14 protein-coding genes are annotated in these 17,644 nt (G+C 48.5%); 9 read left to right on the forward strand and 5 right to left on the reverse strand.

Translation table 11 applies throughout. The annotated features are described in order from the left end of the window. The first annotated feature begins 1 nt into the window (after position 1). The 6 genes from ABT58_RS08720 to ABT58_RS08745 all read left to right on the forward strand — a co-directional run bounded on the left by ABT58_RS08720 (position 2) and on the right by ABT58_RS08745 (position 8,728). Positions 2-1,399, forward strand: coding sequence for a TolC family outer membrane protein (locus ABT58_RS08720; protein ID WP_229821726.1), 1,398 nt, complete (start codon positions 2-4; stop codon positions 1,397-1,399). 9 nt (positions 1,400-1,408) lie between these two features. After that, positions 1,409-2,062 carry an OmpA family protein gene (locus tag ABT58_RS08725; RefSeq protein ID WP_189595465.1) on the forward strand — a complete coding sequence of 218 codons (654 nt, stop codon included), beginning with the start codon at positions 1,409-1,411 and terminating at the stop codon, positions 2,060-2,062. 2 nt (positions 2,063-2,064) lie between these two features. Then, complete coding sequence (locus tag ABT58_RS08730; protein WP_229821728.1) at positions 2,065-2,949, forward strand: transglutaminase-like cysteine peptidase; 885 nt, start codon at positions 2,065-2,067, stop codon at positions 2,947-2,949. Beyond that, complete coding sequence (locus ABT58_RS08735) at positions 2,946-5,042, forward strand: bifunctional diguanylate cyclase/phosphodiesterase (protein WP_047873997.1); 2,097 nt, start codon at positions 2,946-2,948, stop codon at positions 5,040-5,042. Before ABT58_RS08730 ends, ABT58_RS08735 begins: the two co-directional genes overlap by 4 nt. Positions 5,043-5,112: 70 nt before the next feature. After that, positions 5,113-7,302: a type I secretion system permease/ATPase gene (locus tag ABT58_RS08740; RefSeq protein ID WP_047874085.1), complete on the forward strand. Its 2,190-nt coding sequence runs from the start codon at positions 5,113-5,115 to the stop codon at positions 7,300-7,302. A gap of 199 nt (positions 7,303-7,501) precedes the next feature. Then, positions 7,502-8,728: a sensor domain-containing diguanylate cyclase gene (locus ABT58_RS08745; protein ID WP_158261733.1), complete on the forward strand. Its 1,227-nt coding sequence runs from the start codon at positions 7,502-7,504 to the stop codon at positions 8,726-8,728. Between the two features lie 47 nt (positions 8,729-8,775). On the opposite strand, the gene ABT58_RS08750 is transcribed toward ABT58_RS08745, so the two are convergent. Next, positions 8,776-9,465, reverse strand: coding sequence for a YdcF family protein (locus ABT58_RS08750; protein WP_158261734.1), 690 nt, complete (start codon positions 9,463-9,465; stop codon positions 8,776-8,778). 26 nt (positions 9,466-9,491) lie between these two features. Beyond that, a complete protein-coding gene (locus tag ABT58_RS08755) occupies positions 9,492-10,013 on the reverse strand; it encodes a M23 family metallopeptidase (protein WP_047873999.1) in 522 nt (173 codons plus the stop codon). Positions 10,014-10,239: 226 nt separating this feature from the next. Here ABT58_RS08755 and ABT58_RS08760 point away from each other — a divergent pair, with 226 nt between their 5' ends. The 3 genes from ABT58_RS08760 to ABT58_RS08770 all read left to right on the forward strand — a co-directional run bounded on the left by ABT58_RS08760 (position 10,240) and on the right by ABT58_RS08770 (position 12,350). Further along, the gene (locus tag ABT58_RS08760; protein ID WP_047874000.1) at positions 10,240-11,067 is read left to right on the forward strand and encodes a hypothetical protein; all 828 of its coding nucleotides are present in this window, start codon (positions 10,240-10,242) and stop codon (positions 11,065-11,067) included. Between the two features lie 183 nt (positions 11,068-11,250). Further along, positions 11,251-11,508 (forward strand): hypothetical protein, encoded by a 258-nt coding sequence (locus ABT58_RS08765; RefSeq protein WP_047874001.1) that lies wholly within the window; start codon positions 11,251-11,253, stop codon positions 11,506-11,508. A gap of 83 nt (positions 11,509-11,591) precedes the next feature. Further along, on the forward strand, positions 11,592-12,350 hold the full coding sequence (locus ABT58_RS08770; RefSeq protein WP_047874002.1) for an RluA family pseudouridine synthase: 759 nt from the start codon (positions 11,592-11,594) through the stop codon (positions 12,348-12,350). Between the two features lie 604 nt (positions 12,351-12,954). Here ABT58_RS08770 and ABT58_RS08775 read toward each other — a convergent pair. The 3 genes from ABT58_RS08775 to ABT58_RS08780 all read right to left on the reverse strand — a co-directional run bounded on the left by ABT58_RS08775 (position 12,955) and on the right by ABT58_RS08780 (position 17,196). After that, positions 12,955-15,804, reverse strand: coding sequence for an Ig-like domain-containing protein (locus ABT58_RS08775; RefSeq protein ID WP_047874003.1), 2,850 nt, complete (start codon positions 15,802-15,804; stop codon positions 12,955-12,957). Between the two features lie 198 nt (positions 15,805-16,002). Then, positions 16,003-16,131 (reverse strand): hypothetical protein, encoded by a 129-nt coding sequence (locus ABT58_RS24555; RefSeq protein ID WP_107205062.1) that lies wholly within the window; start codon positions 16,129-16,131, stop codon positions 16,003-16,005. A gap of 444 nt (positions 16,132-16,575) precedes the next feature. Then, a complete protein-coding gene (locus tag ABT58_RS08780; protein ID WP_047874004.1) occupies positions 16,576-17,196 on the reverse strand; it encodes a hypothetical protein in 621 nt (206 codons plus the stop codon). Between the last annotated feature and the right edge of the window lie 448 nt (positions 17,197-17,644).

The raw sequence follows: 17,644 nt of genomic DNA on the forward strand, positions 1-17,644 counted from the left end.
TATGTCTTTCTTGCGCATCATGCATTGCCGAACTTGCAAGCATCTGTATCACAATCATAGATACCGCAATCATCTACACCACAATCATTTATGCCTGATCACGGTGGCCGTGTTGCTGGGCCTGATCAGCCTTGGGCTCACTCCCCGCGCTGCACAAGCTCAGTCGCTGGAACAAGCGGTGGCAGAGACGCTGGCGAGCAACCCTGAAATCAAACGCGCGTACAACACCTTCATGAGCCGCAATGAGGCCACCCGCTCGTCGGTGGGTGATTACTTACCCAGTGTGGATGTCTCGGCCGGGGCCGGCTATGAAGATTACGATAACAGCACTAACAGCACGGGGGATTACGAGCCGCTGGATGCCACCATCAGTTTGCGCCAGTTGATTTGGGACGGCTCCATCACCTACCACGACATTCAGCGCAACAAGGCCGAAGCAGAAGCCCAGCGCTACCAACTGCTGGCCGATGCGCAAGATAAAGCCCTGCGTGTGACCGAGTTGTACCTCGATATTCTCGAAGCGCAGGAAGTGTTGATCCTGTCGCAAAACAATTTTGCCGTGCATAAACGGATTTTCGCCGACATCAAAAAACGCACCGATTCCGGCATTGGTTCGACGGCGGATTTAGCACAAATCGAAGGGCGACTGGCCCGCTCGCGCGCCAACATGATCGCCGCCGGCAACAACCTGCAAGACAAAGAAAGTGAATTCATACGCGTGGTCGGCAGCCCGGCCATTCAGCTGGAAAAACCGGAAGTGGATCAGAACTATTTGCCCGCCACCTTATCAGACGCCATTGCCCGCGCCACCGACAACAACCCGGTGCTGTTTGTCGCAAAAAACGACATTGATGCCGCTCACTACCAATACAAGCAGGCCAAAGGCAATTTCTACCCCTCTTTTGAGCTGGAAGCCTCGCAAGAATGGGGCGAGGACTTGGACGGCACCCCCGGTCATACCGACGAATTTAAAGCCGGCATTCGCGTGCGCTACAACCTGTACAACGGCGGATCGGACATGGCGGATGCACGGGAAGCGGCCTACGAACTGAGCCAGTCCAAAGACGTGCGGGATCGCGCTTACCGTCAGCTTGAAGAGAGCACCAAACTGGCGTGGAGCAGCATGGAACTGGCACTCAATCAAACCCTGTACCTGCAACAGCACGTGGATGCCTCAGCCCGCACTGTGATTGCCTATGAAAAGCAATTTCGCATTGGCAAGCGCACCTTGCTGGATGTACTGAACACGGAAAACGAATTGTTTGATGCGCGCAAATCGTATCTGGATGCCCACTATGCCGGGATCCTGGCCAAGTACCGGGTACTGAATGCCACCGGTCAGTTGCTGGAAGAGATGCGGGTGGATGTGCCGTCACAATGGTCAACGCCGGTGCGCTAGGAGGAGAGGATGCGATCACTATCATTCAGACAATCCACACAAAAGGCACGACGACTGGCAAGTTTGCTCAGCCTGTGGCTTTGTGTATGTATGCTTCTCTCAGGGTGCAGTTTTGAGGCGGAAGCCCCGCCAGTGGCCGATCAGTCGCGGGATTTGCTGGACGATGACGGTGATGGGGTGATCAATGCCCGCGATCGCTGCCCGAATACCCCGCATGCGGCCATTGTCGATAACAACGGTTGCCCGACCATTGTCGAGCGCAGTGATGCCACCGAATTACACATTCTGTTTGCTAACGATTCCACAGTGATCCCCGCTGAGTATCTGCCGCAAATAGACCACATGGCCGCGTTTTTAGCGGCCTACCCTGACACCCATATTGAACTCAAAGGCTATGCCAGCCAAGTGGGTGCTCACGACTATAACGATGCGTTATCGAAGCGCCGCGCCGATGTGGTGCGGCAACACTTGATCGCCTTGGGCGTTACCCCGGCCCGGATCCGTACCGTCGGCTTTGGTGATACCCAACCCGTTCCTGCTGCCAGTAAAGAGGAATCCCATACTTTGAGTCGCCGAGTGACTGCCCGTGTTCGGGGCGAGCGCGGCAGCGTGCTCAATGAATGGACCATCTTCTCGCTGCGCACCGAGTCAACGGAGCCCTAACCATGATGACTTTCTTTTCCAACTTAATCACTTGGCTCATTTTGCTGGTGTTGTGGCTCTCTGCCAATGCGGCAGAAGCCGTCACACCCACGACGAGCCCGCTTAATCCTTCCTCCCTGAGCGCTTCCGCCCTGAGTCCTGACGAGCAGCACAACGTCATGCGGGTCAAACTCGCTTACGGGGAGGCGGCCAGCCAACGGGTGATCCGCTGGCGTCAACTGCTTGGTCAGGTTAAAACCGAACAACGCCGTCCCGCCGATTCTGATCGGAACCACAATCAGAACCTCGCTCACAACCACGATCATAATAAAAGCACCGCACAACCGATCCCCGCCTTGCTGCAATCGGTGAATCAGTTCTATAACCGTTTGGTGTTCTTGGATGATCCCATTGTGTGGGGCAAAGAAGATTACTGGGCCACCCCGCTGGAGTTTTTAGGGGTCGGTGCCGGCGATTGTGAGGACTACAGCATCGCCAAGTATTTTTCCCTGCGTGAACTGGGCGTAGCGGATAACAAGCTGCGCCTGATTTACGTGAAAGCCTTACAACTGAACCAGTTCCACATGGTACTGGCCTATTACCCCACGCCGGCCGCCGTGCCTTTGCTGCTGGATAACCTCACCCCACAGATTTTACGCGCCACGGAGCGCCGTGACTTACAGCCTATCTACAGCTTCAACGGCAGCCAATTGTGGTTAATGAAACAACGCGGCGAAGGGAAAGCCGTCGGCCAGGCCCGTCAAATCAAAAAATGGGAACAACTGCGCACCCGCTTTCGTCACAACGAACTCGCCCAGCCCATTATTACGCCGTATACCCGCTTGCCGCCCCGTATCCCGCACCATAATCAATACGATGCTGGGGTCATCGAGGCCATACGCGCATGACCCTGTATACCCGCTTGTTCCTTTGGCTACTGTTATTATTCGTCGCCCTGCTGGCGGGGATTTTTTACAGCCAACTGAACAGCACCCGGGACTTTTTGATTGAACAACAAAGTGCCGAACTCGATAACGCCGTTCAGGCTATCGGCTTACCGCTATCACACTACGTGGAAAGTGGTGACACGGTCGCGATGGAAACCGCTATGAATGCGGTGTTTGACGGCAGTTATTACCAGCAAATCACCTTAAAGATTTTCGAACCTGAAGCCGAGATCACCCGCCAATATCCGGCCAGTCCCGATCACGTTCCCGCTTTCTTTGAGCAGTGGGTAGATATTCCCACCCTGACCCGCACCACTACACTCACCAGTGGCTGGCTGCAACTGGGTACGCTTTCTGTCACCACCCAACCGGCCATGGCTTACAACAAACTGTGGCAAAGCAGTATCAACCTGCTCTACACCTTTTTCGGTTGTTTATTGATTGGCTTACTGCTCCTTAAAACCTTGCTCGATCGCTTGGTCAAACGTCCACTCAGTGAGTTAGAAGCCCATACCCAACGTATCGCCAATAACGATTTTGGCGCGCCACTTGAACCGCCCGCGACCCGAGAATTACACACCGTGGTCACCGCGTTTAATCATATGAGTAAACAACTGGAAGCACACCAAACGCAACAAGCGCAGGAAGCCGATGTGCTGCGCAAACGCGCCTATCAGGATACCGAATCCGGACTGGGTAACCGCCGCTGGCTGCTGTTACAACTGGAAGACTGGCTGGATACCGATACCCAGGGCGGACTGATCCTCATCAAAGCCAATGCCATCGCCCATTTGCGCCACGCCAATCAATATCCGCAAGCGGCACAATTAACACGCGTACTCAGTGACGCACTGACTCACTCGCTGGATCAGGCCACGCTTGCTTTGCCCTCGCGGGCGCCTTTTACAGCAGGATCTGCATCAACAGCATCACCAATTCACCAGGAGGCAATCGCTCATTACATCGCCCATTACCATGTGGGGCGACTGAGCCACACGGAATTTTTAGTGCTGCTCTTTGATGTGCACACCGAGACGCAGACGCTGGCCGACACACTGACCGGCTTCGCACGCACGCTGGTCGCCGATCTGACGGCGGTTCAACACGGCCAGGCTATCGACACGGAAGGACACCTCAGCGCTGGGGTGGTGATCAATCAGCCCTCGCTCAACACGCCATCACTCACTACGCCTGCATTAAATACGCTCTCTGGCCCCGACCGTCTCAGCGCGATCAATGTGCCGCAGCTGTTGGCGCAGTGTGATAATGCGTTAGCCCTCGCGCAGCAACAGAGCGATCATGTCGCCATCATCGGCAATGATCTGCATGTGGAACAACACCAATGGGGGAAACAGCAATGGCTAGAACTGTGCCAGCAAGCTATGGCGGATAAGACCATTGAAACCACCTATCAAACCGTCTATTTACCTACCGGCCATTACGTGCACAAGGAACTGTTCACTGCTATTCACCGGCAAGGGCACGTGTATCGCGCCAGCCAGTTTTTGCCCGCTCTCGAAGCCTTAGGCGCAACCACCGCGTTTGACCGTCACGTCATCACGCTGGCAGGAGAAAGCCTGTCGGATCTCTCTGCGTTTATTGCGGTCAATATCGCCCGTCACACCTTGCAAGACGGGGTGTTCCTGCAATGGCTGGATGACTATTTGAGCGCCCGCCCCATTTTGAGTCAGCAGCTGATTTTTGAACTGCCGGAAAGTGCCTTTATCCACCAGCCCAATGCAGTCAAAGCGCTGTGTCATGTACTGGATAAACACCGCTTCACCTATGGCATCGACCACTATGGCTCGCACTTCAACTCGGTCAGTTACCTGCGCCATTACCACCCGCGCTACGTCAAACTCGACTTTGCCTATACCCGCCGATTGGAAGATGACGTGCAAAAAGATGCCCTGCTCGCCCTCACCCGCAATGCCAAACACCTGGGCATTATGACCATCGCCACACGGGTCGAAACCCATACACAGCGTCAAACCCTGACAGCATTGGGGGTCGACGCGATGCAAGGCTTTGCGATGGAGGCTAACCATGACTGATACCTCTTTTTCTGATGATCGCCCCGACAGCACACATTCAGACCCGTCCCACTCCACACATGCCGATTCAATGCATGCAGACTCACTATTACAGGCCTTAATCATCGTCTGCCGCCATTATCAATTGCCGGCCTCACCGGACAGTGTGCTGGCAGGGTTACCGCTCAAACACGGCATTTTACCGTCCCACTTGTTTGTGCAGGCGGCCAACAATGCGGGACTCGACGCCACGGATTGTGCTTTCACGGTGGCACAGTTTACGCCCATGTTATTGCCGCTGGTGGCGCAACTGGCTGACCAACATGCCTGTGTCATTTTGGCGGTAGATAGCGAGCACAAGCAGCTACTGATTTCCCCCACGCCCGCCTTGCCGTCGCAGGCGCAGGCCAGCATTGCAAAAGCGTCGCAAGATAACGATGACGCGTACTGGGTCAGCTTTTCAGCCTTTGATGAGCAATTTCAACAGCGGGTTTTCTTGCTCAAACCGCAATTTCAGTTTGATGACCGCAGTAAGGAACCCCATGAGAAAAACGAACGCAATGCGGCGAAAAACCATTGGTTTTGGCACACTTTGTGGCAATCCAAAGGGATCTATCAGGATGTGTTGATTGCCTCAATCTTGATCAACCTATTTGCCGTTGCGACCCCGCTCTTTACTCGCTTGGTGTACGACAAAGTGGTGCCCAATCAGGCCTTTGATTCACTGTGGGTGCTGGTCAGCGGCATGGCGATCATCTTTGGTTTTGATTTACTGCTTAAAGGGCTGCGCAGCCACTTTCTCGACATTGCCGGCAAGAAAGCCGACTTGCTGATGTCATCCGCCATTTATCGCAAAGTCATGGCGATTAAACTGGCCGCCAAACCGCCGTCTGTCGGTGCTTTTGCCCGTCATTTGCAGGAGTTTGAGTCCATTCGTGACCTGTTCACCTCTGCCACGGTTGCGGCCTTAATTGACTTGCCCTTTGCTCTGCTGTTTTTGGCTGTGATCGCCGCCATTGCCGGCCCGTTGGTGTGGGTGCCCGTTATCGCCATGGTGCTGTTAGCGCTCTTTAGCTGGCTGATCCAACGGCCTCTGCGCGCCAGTATTGAGCAAGGGTCTAAATTATCCAGCCAAAAACACGCCAACTTGATTGAAAGCCTCGCCGGACTGGAAACCGTGCGCCAACAAGGGGCACAACACCGTTTTCAATACCAGTGGGAGCAAGCCATTGCCCACATGGCCAATTGGGGCGTGAAATCCCGCCGCTTAACCGATGCGCTCAACCATTGGTCAGGCTTTACCCAACAAACCGTAACCGTGGCGGTGATTGTGGTCGGGGTCTATTTGATTGCTGCCGGACAATTAACGGTCGGCGGCCTGATTGCGGTATCGATGCTCACCAGCCGTGCCATTGCGCCAATGGTGCAGTTGGCGCAACTCTCGACCCGTTACCAGCAAGCAACCTCTGCCTACGCCATCATCAATGACATCATGGCGATGCCGGAAGAAGTGACACCTAACCGCCACTACCTCGATAAGCCAGATCTCACTGGCGCCATGGCCTGCGAAGAGGTGCACTTTGCCTATCCGACGGCTTCAATGTCGCTATCAAGCGGAACTGCGTCCCCTCGTCCCGTGCTCAACGGGATCACTCTGTCGATTGCTGCGGGCGAGAAAGTAGCGATTATCGGCAAAATCGGCGCAGGCAAATCGACCCTGCAACGCCTGCTGTGTGGCCTGTATTCCCCATCCAATGGTGCCGTGCGATTTGATCACACCGACATTCACCAGTTACATCCTCTGGCACTGCGACGACAAATCGGCTGTATGCCGCAAGACATAACCCTATTTTACGGCAGCATTCGTGACAACATCACGCTCGGGCACCCACAAGCGACTGACGCCAGTATCTGGCAAGCGTGTGAGCAAGCCGGCGTCACCCGCTTTACCCAACAGGCGCCCGACGGGTTAGATCGCCAGGTGGGTGAAGGCGGACTGCAACTCTCCGGCGGGCAGCGACAAGCCATTGGCCTGGCCCGCGCCTTGCTACGCCAACCGAAAATATTGATTTTAGATGAACCCACCAGCCAAATGGATAACGCTGCGGAGTTACACGTAAAGAAACACCTTATGAGATTAGATGACACCCACACTGTCGTGCTGTTCACGCACAAAACCAGCTTATTAGACGCCGTTAGCCGCATTATCGTGATTGATAACGGCACAGTGGTACTGGATGGAGAGAAAAACCGCGTACTGGCACAGCTAAAACATACTTAATAGGCATGCAAGTGCATGAATACCTTTCTCTCATGTGCTGAAAACGTTATTATTGGCCGCAGTGCTCAATAAAAAATAAAAAGAAATGCCAGTAAAACATAACCCGAAGTATTGCTTCATTGCGTTTAACTTCACATTAATTGCAACAATCATATTCAGCTACTTATATTTTGAACATTATAGTGACAAATATTCGCATGTGAGCCATACCTTTGAATCAAACAAGGCACAGGTCTATCTGTTTTCAAAGTTTATTTCACAAGTTGCGGATAACACACCGAAACAACATGTCCAGTTTACGGGGAATATCTATAGTAGCGATATTGAAAAAGCGATGAACAATGATGTCATCAAGTCGATTTATGATGAATCACAAAAAATCTATAAACATAAACCATCGTGGTTGTCTTTGTTTGATTTAATTTATATCAAACTGCATCCCTATAACACGATTATCTCATCAAGACCGATGCACTTCTTAGAGCAGGGGAGTTATGACATTAAGTATCTGTTCACAGAGGAATATTGCATAAAGTTTCGTGCTTGCACCAATTACATTCATTCTGCTGACTTAAAAGATGATCTTATTTTCAGTGAACCACACATTGATAAAGACACCAATATTTTAACAATTACTTTAATTTCCCCTATTTATCTTCATGATAAGAATATTGGTGATGTACAGACTGATATTCATTTATCAGAAATTCATATGACGTCATTAGCCCATTTTTCGTATCGTATGGAAAATGGCATGTTGTATCTGAATTTGCACAACTTTACCGAGTCAACCGCCTTCTCTCAGCAGATGACGTTCCCGATCGACAGCAATGCCACCATGGTGATCTATATTTCCTATCTGCCTATTGTGCTGTTCTGTTTGGCATCGGCCTTTATGTTTGGCTCTTTTTTCTATCTGGTTGCACTTTATAACAGGAAAAAAACCGTCCAATCAAAACTGGAACGTGACAGCATGACGGATGAACTAACAGGATGCTATAACCGGAAAATACTCACATCCAAACAATTAAAAAAGCGCCTGGCGACATCAAAGAGTCACGTTCTCATTGCCCTTGATGGTAACAAGCTCAAACAGATCAACGATAGCTATGGCCACACCATGGGCGATTTAGCCATCACCCACATTGCGAAAACGCTGCAAGACAACTTTACGGATGACGATATTGTGATTCGCCACGGCGGGGATGAATTTATCGTGGTGGCGATCAACGACAGCCTACTCAACATCCAAAGAAAACTGGATAAGGTGCATAGCGCACTCGCCACCACTCCGGTTCAAGATGCTATTTTCGTCAGCCTCTCAGCCGGCATGGCAGCGTTTGATACTTATGATGCCCTGAACAGCGCCATTCATGATGCGGATATGGATTTATACCGCCACAAAAAGCGCCAGCACAGTGAGTAAATAGAAACAAGCGGGATTCACCGATAGCGTGGATCCCGTATTAAACATTAACCAAACCACACATACCCCAAGTAATACTTGGTTTCAGACCACAACATCTTCGCTTTGGCTTTCACGCTTTGATAACGGGTCGTCGGTGTCGGAGATGGTTTGGCCTGCAACCCAAAATCTGTCGCCATCCGCATAGCGCGTTTCATGTGCAGTGGATCGCTGACAATCAACACCGTCTGGACACCTGCTTCGACAATCACAGGTTGGATGAATCGCAAATTCTCACGGGTATATTTTGAACGCCCTTCCTGCAAAATAGCCGACGCAGGCACACCGTGCGCGATAGCGTATGCTTTGGCCACCTGCGCTTCCGATTGAGTATCCCCCGCGCCCACGCCGCCAGTAAAAATCAACGTTTTCACTTTATGATGCTGATACAACCAAATACCGTGGTTGATCCGTTCTTCAAACACCGGCGATGGTTGGCCGTCCCATACAGCAGCGCCCAACACAATCGCGGCATCGGCCAAGGGCGCTGTATTGGTTCTGATTTTGGTCTTGGTCTTGGTCTTGGTCTTGGTCTTGGAGTCAGCTTTGTTATGGGTATTGATATCAGCATCTCGCACTAAATGGGTGGAGGCGGTTAAGGTGCACTCGCCATACCACGCAATGCTGCCTGCCACGTAGCCGACATAACTCAGCAACAACATTCCCAGTACAATAGCTACTCGTATTATGCGTTTCATACCATGCATCGATTAACCCTGCCCTATTAACTCTGACAGCGTTCAAATGCCTTGGCAGGATCGAGATAAAACATCTTCTTCCACCCTTGGGTTTGTGTGGTGATCAACCACGGGTAAGGCACCACGCTCAATACCGAATAATGTAAGTGCGCCGGCTTGCCTTTGGCATTGCCCGTTTGACCTACGGTACCCATGACCTCGCCGGCCGATACCCAATCACCCACCGACACCGCACCGGATGCCATGTGCGCGTAATAATGCACCCGCCATTTTGGACCCAGCACCGCCGCCACGTTGCCGCCTTTCGGTAGCTGGCCGGCATACAGTACTACCCCGCTGCTGGCCGCGATCACCGGCGTGTCTTGCTTAGCGAAAATATCGATACCTTTGTGCGTCCCTGACGATCCCCAAGGTTCGTACCAGAACGTCTCGTGATTCCAATCATTACACTGCGCATTTTGCACGGGGATCATTGTTGTGGCAGGTAACAGCAATCCAGCCGCTAATACGATCCCGACGCCCAGTGCTAGCCGTTTCTTCCATTCCATGCTTAATTTCCTTTGCCATCTATCACCTGCGCTGTCCGGCCATTATGCGTATGGTGGTTGTGTGGTGAAAAGCAAAGCACAAAGTTTCTTATCACAAGATGAACTGACTCGCACTTGTCCACATCTCTCTTCCATCCCCCCTTCTCTTGATCGCACTATGTATAAAACAAAACACACGCATCCGTCGCATGACCACATGAATGTAAGCACAGAAAGGAAATAACACATGAAGAAAGGACTGGTTGCCCTCATACTGGGATTCGCTGTCCCCGCCATGTCGCTAGCAACGGAAATCTGGGATGAAAGCACCGTCTATACGGCAGGCAGTCTGGTTAGCCATCACGGTAACACCTTCGTGGCTTCACACCGAAACCATGGCAACGCCCCAGAAGTGAATGATTTCGTCTGGGATGGCTGGCTCTATACAACCAAAGACACCATTGATAGTTATGATCATGAGACCGCCTACCGTGTGGGAAACATCATCGATTTTAAGGGACACGTCTATGTCGCCCAGTGGCCGATAAAAGGTGAATATCCCCATCATGCTTCTTCCTCATGGCGACAGCTCGTTAATGTTGATCTCACTCCTGCCGCCTCTCCCATCACAGATACCGATCCCAATGAAAATCCGAAATCTCTTGAGACCGTTCGCGGGCTAGATAACGATGGCGACGGTATTCGTGATAGCTACAAACAGGCGGTATTAACCCAATATGACAATCCCGTCTTTGTTCAAATGGCGCTCAGTATCAGCCATGAATACGATGACCTTTACAGGATTGTCCTTGATGAGACCATCGCGATATCACCGAAAGAGGCCGCCCAAAAACTCAACAGTATTACCGCCTTTGAAGCCTGTACAAAACACCTGTTCAGAGAAGGTATCATTCAAGATTCCCCGCTGACTCTGTTCGCCAACACCATTTATCGCGCGCTCTACTACCGTTTAGGCACCAATCGTCTGTTTGCCCGCACAAACGATGATTTGGATGCCCTTCAGACGTTTGACCCTCCCTGTCCGGCATCTTTAAGCAAGGACATGAACGACTGAAGAACACCATCACTGCAGCAGGTTATAACGGGAAATGTAAACACGGGTGGCGGCGACTCATCACAAGATGACGCCACTCGCAATTGTATAAAAATCAACCGCGCATCAATCACGCCCCCATTATCTATACCCTGTTGAGATATATAGTGAGAGTAGAATGGCATTCGATTGGATGGAGACAACATGGACGTTGTTAATGACATCGTGTACGTGATTTTTACCGCTAAATTTATGATGTATTGGCCTGCGATGCGGTTTGATCCGCAACCGAAGTTCACCCGCACCATGGCAACACTGATGATTGGCAGTGTGCTGTGTCGCCTTTACACCGACTTTCTCTTTCTTGCTTTGCTGCTCAGCGTTTATGGTCTGGTGCTGTATTTCATTCAATGCCATGTGTGGATGCAATACGCCAAAGCGAAGTCGGAAAATCCGCATTGAGTCATCGAACAAAGCGGTAGCCAACGCCCCTAACAACACTATAATCAGGGCCTTTCTTTGTTATTGCACTAGGCCCCCCTTATATGTCGACATCTGACGCGTCTATCTCGAGTGAAATCATTGATCATTTTGTGGCACCAACGTGCCAAGGCCGCGTCGAGATCCTGTATCAAGATGATGATATTTTATTGATTAATAAGCCCAGTGGGTTACTCAGTTTATCCGGCAAAAACCCGCTGAACTGGGATTCTGTGCATTACCGTTTAGTGAACGGCCAAAGCGCAACACAGACTGAAAAAGCAACGCTGGCATTTGCAGAGGCCAAGTTGCCACATCGGTTAGATCTCGGCACATCCGGCATTATGGTGGTAGGACTTAACCCTGCGGCGTCAAAAAGCCTGAACAAGCAGTTTCAAGCACGAACTGTGAAAAAGCGCTACCTTGCGATGTTGGCAGGCTGGGTGGATACAGACTGCGGCCAAATCTCTGCGCCCATAGCCAAAGATGCCGCCCTCTTTCCCCGCGTGAAGATTTGTCACGAGACAGGCAAAAGTGCCATCAGTGAGTATCAGGTTATCGAGCGTTTGGATAACCCACCGAGAACGTTAGTGCAATACAGCCCGGTGACAGGCCGTACTCATCAACTGCGGATCCACAGCCTTGAATTTGGCCATCCTATTTTAGGCTGCGATCTTTATAACACCCCGGAATCACGTACCTATTTTGATGCGGATAACACACTTATCCATACCTCGCGGTTAATGCTGCATGCCAGTGAGATTGACTTTATTCACCCAGCCACAGGCAAGCCGATGCATGGGCATTGTCCGAGTCCGTTTTGAATGATCGGCAATGCGATTTAGCCCACAATCGACATGCACCCGCGCATTTCAACCTTGATGATATGCAGGGCAGGATGTCGGAACGCTAGCACTACGTGGCCGCAAGGTGTACCTGTCACAAAAGCAGGGGCTTTGATCGCTGGCTTCATTCATAGTGACAGGCAGAACAACCGATAGATTGTGTGCTGACACACAGTTGGACAAAACCTTCTTAGAGTAATCACTTAAATTGGAAAAGTACGGATAACTTTTGGTATCGGAAAATCGCTTAGTGTAAGAGTCCAGTTTGGCTGGAGCAGATCATTGTTGAGCGCAGCCTCTCCCCTGTCACGGATTTGGATTCTTATCTGTTTTAAATGGAGCGTAAGACTTGAGTACGGTTATATGTCGAATGCCAATTTAAGAGAGTCATGGGCGATGTTGAAACGTGACCAAATTGAAGGTGACACTGCCTTTGAGCTATTTTACGCTCTAGCAGAATAATTGTGTGAGAAGGATGGCCCTGTTACGTCTTTAGCAAAATTTGCTACAGAACCCACAGAATCATTTACAGGGCATAGTAAAGACGAGGCGCTTCGTTTAAACAGCGCCTCTTTGCGATGGTTTAGTTGTGAGAAATCATTTCGTTGAAGTATTCAACTTGCTCTTGCATAGAAAGGCTTTCAGTGTTTGAGCCTAGCGTCCAAATAAAGAAACCGCCGTATCCTTGGGCTTTCTGCCATTTTGCTCGTTCAATATTATTTTCACGAGTTTCAACAAAACGACCATCTGGTCCCCATTGGCTATTGATTGTTGCGCCAAGCACGATTTTTGATGGGTCCCCAACGTGTTTGGCATAGTTTGCCATAGCTACATCGTACTTGAAGTTTTTACCCGCGTCGTATGCCATTACGTTGAAGAAATCAACGCTATCTTTTGTGTTTTTAAGTAGTGTTATCACTTCACCATGGTGGCTAGAACGATCTGGTTCGATGAATGAACAGTTTTCAATCACGCTTGGATTTTCACACTCAACAGGGTCAGCACCTACATGGTAAGTTGTCAAAGAGATAAGCTTACTCTTACCAACTTTGGTGCGAATCAAATCAATCAAGGCTTCTAGGTTACGGTTCTCTTGTTCAGTAAGGCGCGCCGCTTTTTCGTAGTCGAAATCGATGCCATCAATACTTACATAGCCAGCCAGTTGGTACTTACTGTAATCACATTCACCAGACCAATTCGTCGCAAGACACTCTCCAACCATCTCTTCTGGTTTCAGGTTTTTCTTATACACTGGATAAGGCTTGTTCATCATTTCAACAAGACCATTGGCAATCGACTCGCGTGCAGCAGGAGAGGCCATATGAGCCCACATACTTTCATGCGTTTGACCACCAAATGCCACCATCATGGTTTTATTTGGGTGGCTATGTTTTAGCTCTGTCCATGACTGATAGCCTGGAGCCATCCAAGAGTCGTTGTAACTTGGTTCAATCATTCCATCCGTTACTTGGATGTTACCGTTAGAGTCCCACTTACCAAAAGACAAGAAGTAGGCATCACCCTGAGACTTTTGAAGTTCTTCAATGTTCGTTAGTCCCCACGAGGTCAAATAAGTAATTGAACGATCTGGATTATCACGTAAACCTGTTTCTGGTTTTGCTTCCTGTACTTCAATCGTCGACACCGAGCTTGCTAGCGTGTCACCTTCAGTATTGATGGCAATAGCCTCAATGGTGTGAGTCCCTTCTTGTGCACCAACCCACTCATATTCGTATGGTGCTTTATTTACTGTAACTAGCTCCGTTCCATTCACTTTGAAAGTCACTGACTGAATCGAGCCAACGAAGCTTTCTGCGTCAGCAGCAAGTTTAATGCTACGTCCCTGTGTGAATTTTGAACCATCAATAGGGGAAGTTAGCCCAACCACAAGATCTTGGTCGGTAATCGCCAATGTAATTGGTGCCGTTGCCGCTGATGCACCTTTGTCGTCATAAGCTGCTGTTACTAATTCATAAGCACCTTCTGCCTGACCTGGAACTGTCAGTTTATATTGATTGCCTGATGTTGGTTGCGTAGCTGTTGCGACAACCTTACCGTTAAGCAGAGCTTCTACTTTTACGACTTCGCCATCTTCATCAACCGCATTGATAATGACGTCAAAAGGTTTATTCGGAGATAAACGCTCACCGTTAGCTGGCGTTTCTAAACCAATTTCAGGTAACGCGTTTGGATCACACTGGCCTTCTGATTGCCAAGCATCTTTCCAAGCATCAGGGTAGCTAGGATGTCCAGTTCCTGGAGCCCATACTGGGTTACCACACCAGCCAAATACCGTGCACGAGAAGACTTCGCCAACATTTGAAACGCGATCGCCAACTTGGTAACTGATTCCGTCTTGGTATGGTGAGACATCACCACAGCTGTTGTTCGATTCAGTAACGGTAATTTGTACACTTGTCGTGTTCGTCAGGTTCTGCTCATCGGTGGCGATGGCGTTTAGTGTCACGGAGCCTGCTTGAGACGGTTGCCAATCACAAGCAAAATGCTCAGCTTGCTTAGCGTCAAATTCACAAATTTGAACATTGTTAGCTTCGATAACAACAGAGGTTAGGTCATCATCAATATCGAACGCATCAACAGAGATAGATACTGTTTCTGTTTTATTAAAAGTAGCGCCATTTTCTGGTGTAATGAAACGAACTTCTGGTGCTGAGAAATCGTGATCAGATTCCACTTCAACCGTGACAGATTGCTGTTTGAGTTGTTGGTTTTTCTCATCAAACACAAGCACGTTGATGGTTGCAAAACCGAGTTCATTTGGTGTCCAAGATTGCGAGTAATCTGTTTTATCTTGCTCGACATTTTGCTCGGCAACTTTACTGCCATCGACCCAAAATTCGATTTTAGACGCGCTTTCACCAGCAACAGAAATCGTAATATCGGTTGCTTCATTGGATACCAATTTTTGTCCATCAATAGGAGAAAGAATTGATAAGTCTAATTCTGGCTCTGGTGTTGGCGGTTGTCCACCACCTGAGCCATTGAATTTAATCGAGTTTTCAAACGATTGGAAATCTGGAAGTTGGCTATTTAGTCCAAAGGAGAAACTGAAAGATCCATCACGAGGAAGAGTATTTTTAACCCATGCTCCGTCATCAAAATTATAGGTGATAGTGTGATAAACACCTTCAGATGTGAATTCATGTTCAATCGTCCAGCTCGGATATGAGAGCGCGGAAGATACAAAACTAACATCGTTGATAGCATTAGGCAGTAGAAACTCAACGGTAGACCCTTTCATATCAATAGCTTGATTTGAAGTATTTTGAATTTCAACGCTATAAGTGCTCCACCACTGATTTTCATTTGCTGAAGTGTCAATATTTACATTTTCAGCAGCAATAGCTGAGGCAATAGGGCTTAAAGTAAACCCAGCAACAAGAAGCATTGCTGCCCCTAATGTTTTATTCATGGAATATCCTTTTTTATTGGTATTGTTGGTATTTCTTTTGGCTAGTATTAAACACTTGGTGGGTTGCAGCTAATGAACATACTATTGTGCAGTGTGTTTCAATGTCTAATAAGCAATTAATTTTAAAGAGTATAATGCAAAGTTAAAGCAGGATAATTCCTACAAAATGCTGTTTTGTGAGTTTCCTGCAAAAAAATGTTAGGAATCAATCAGGTTTGGTGTATCGAAGCTGAAGGCATAGTAGGCCTTCTTGAAATTCGATGGGATAGTTACTCCCGCGCAACGAACCAAAAGTGTTCGTAGGTATTTGTCACCGCGTTTACTTATTCGCCCAAGTTGAGGTTGTTCTGCCCACTTCCCCCATCCTGAGACAGTCTAAACTGGACACTATGAAGTGCTAAAAGAAAAATCAGAAGATGCTCATCTAATTGATGCTGCGTCTAATGATCAAATTCTCTTTATAGCAGCCTAACTTTCATATTTTCACGGACGAACGTACGCTTTACTTCTCTCACTAAATGGATAAAAAACTTGATTTTCGGCGTCTTTGAGGCTTCCCCACTAAGTGGGGGTGTTTTAACCATGAATGCTAATTGTCGTAAGATTGTAAGATTAGTTTTAGTATTGCAAACCGTAGCGCTGTCTGTTTGCTAAGTTGACCACTCCTAGCTCGGAATGGGGCAGAACCAATTTAGGGCAACCGGTCAGATCTAGTCATATCGATGACACGAAACTGACAGGCATTATTCAGACTAATCCAAACAATCTCTATTATTTGAATGTCAATGCGTCGAATTCCCATCCCTCTTCCCATTCGGAAATCTTTATAAATTTGATAGTTTTAACTTTGTGCTTATTAAAAACATCGACAATTTTCTGATGGAAAGCTATGTGCCCCATATCCGAACCGGCTATTGGAAAAATGAGTCTTTCTTCTTCTGGTATTGCATCGAGTATCTCATCAGATAAAGAAATCCTCTGCAAATAATGCAATTCAGATGTTAGGTCTAAATCGTGAATATCGGATTTATCTAGATCAAGTGCAGGTAAATCTGCGTATGTGTTAAAAAACCAGTAACCCTCATGGTATTTCTCATTACGATCAATAATAACAGTAGGATATAGTTGGAAATTTTTGATATCAAAATCAACCAGATCTAAATAGATATCATTGCTCACTACTAAACTTTGCAAATTCATATGCGCTTTTGTAGGCTGAATGTCGATTTCTTGACAGGAATCTTCGAGAAACAGAGGTTGTTCGCCATCGTTTAATTTTACCCAGCATGGATCTCGGTTAAAACTTTCATCTGTCATTTGAAGGAATAATATATTGCCATCTTCATTACATTGGTTAAAGGCCAGATAATATTGGTCGTTGTATTTACTCATAGTATTACTACTCACGTTTAATCTCTACAAAAAAAGATGATATATCCAGCCATCTTATACGCCCTCCGTGATTTTGAATTTTTTGAATCTACTTCATAATAAAATGAAAGCACTAAAATTTGTGAGAAGATGAATTTACTGAATGATGGAATCATAAACATCGTTATAGTTTTGGTGATATGAGCACGGAAATGATTTTTTTATCTGTAATCGATCATATTTACAGGTAAGTCACAACTAGATCGTACCAGCACCCAGCTGCTATCGTAACAACGGAGCAAAAACCACGTCGTCCCCTCCGTCACCGACCATCAAATCCGGCGCACTAGCGACTCGCACCTCCTGACTCTGTTTTCTGCTCACAGACATCACACTTTTTTACTGTGTTTATATACAAGCATTACCGTTGCTATACCCTACGCGGCGAAAAATAGTCCTTAGAGCAACA

The organism is Photobacterium aphoticum, assembly GCF_001029435.1.
Classification (GTDB): Bacteria; Pseudomonadota; Gammaproteobacteria; order Enterobacterales; family Vibrionaceae; genus Photobacterium; species Photobacterium aphoticum.

What these genes read in the sequence shown, in the direction of transcription:
- ABT58_RS08780 (WP_047874004.1), bottom strand. Translation starts at nt 17,196, where the DNA reads ATGAGTAAATACAACGACCAATATTATCTGGCCTTTAACCAATGTAAT.
- ABT58_RS08740 (WP_047874085.1), top strand. Translation starts at nt 5,113, where the DNA reads ATGCATGCAGACTCACTATTACAGGCCTTAATCATCGTCTGCCGCCAT.
- ABT58_RS08735 (WP_047873997.1), top strand. Translation starts at nt 2,946, where the DNA reads ATGACCCTGTATACCCGCTTGTTCCTTTGGCTACTGTTATTATTCGTC.
- ABT58_RS08755 (WP_047873999.1), bottom strand. Translation starts at nt 10,013, where the DNA reads ATGGAATGGAAGAAACGGCTAGCACTGGGCGTCGGGATCGTATTAGCG.
- ABT58_RS08750 (WP_158261734.1), bottom strand. Translation starts at nt 9,465, where the DNA reads ATGAAACGCATAATACGAGTAGCTATTGTACTGGGAATGTTGTTGCTG.
- ABT58_RS08730 (WP_229821728.1), top strand. Translation starts at nt 2,065, where the DNA reads ATGATGACTTTCTTTTCCAACTTAATCACTTGGCTCATTTTGCTGGTG.
- ABT58_RS08775 (WP_047874003.1), bottom strand. Translation starts at nt 15,804, where the DNA reads ATGAATAAAACATTAGGGGCAGCAATGCTTCTTGTTGCTGGGTTTACT.
- ABT58_RS08720 (WP_229821726.1), top strand. Translation starts at nt 2, where the DNA reads ATGTCTTTCTTGCGCATCATGCATTGCCGAACTTGCAAGCATCTGTAT.
- ABT58_RS08725 (WP_189595465.1), top strand. Translation starts at nt 1,409, where the DNA reads ATGCGATCACTATCATTCAGACAATCCACACAAAAGGCACGACGACTG.
- ABT58_RS08770 (WP_047874002.1), top strand. Translation starts at nt 11,592, where the DNA reads ATGTCGACATCTGACGCGTCTATCTCGAGTGAAATCATTGATCATTTT.
- ABT58_RS08765 (WP_047874001.1), top strand. Translation starts at nt 11,251, where the DNA reads ATGGACGTTGTTAATGACATCGTGTACGTGATTTTTACCGCTAAATTT.
- ABT58_RS08760 (WP_047874000.1), top strand. Translation starts at nt 10,240, where the DNA reads ATGAAGAAAGGACTGGTTGCCCTCATACTGGGATTCGCTGTCCCCGCC.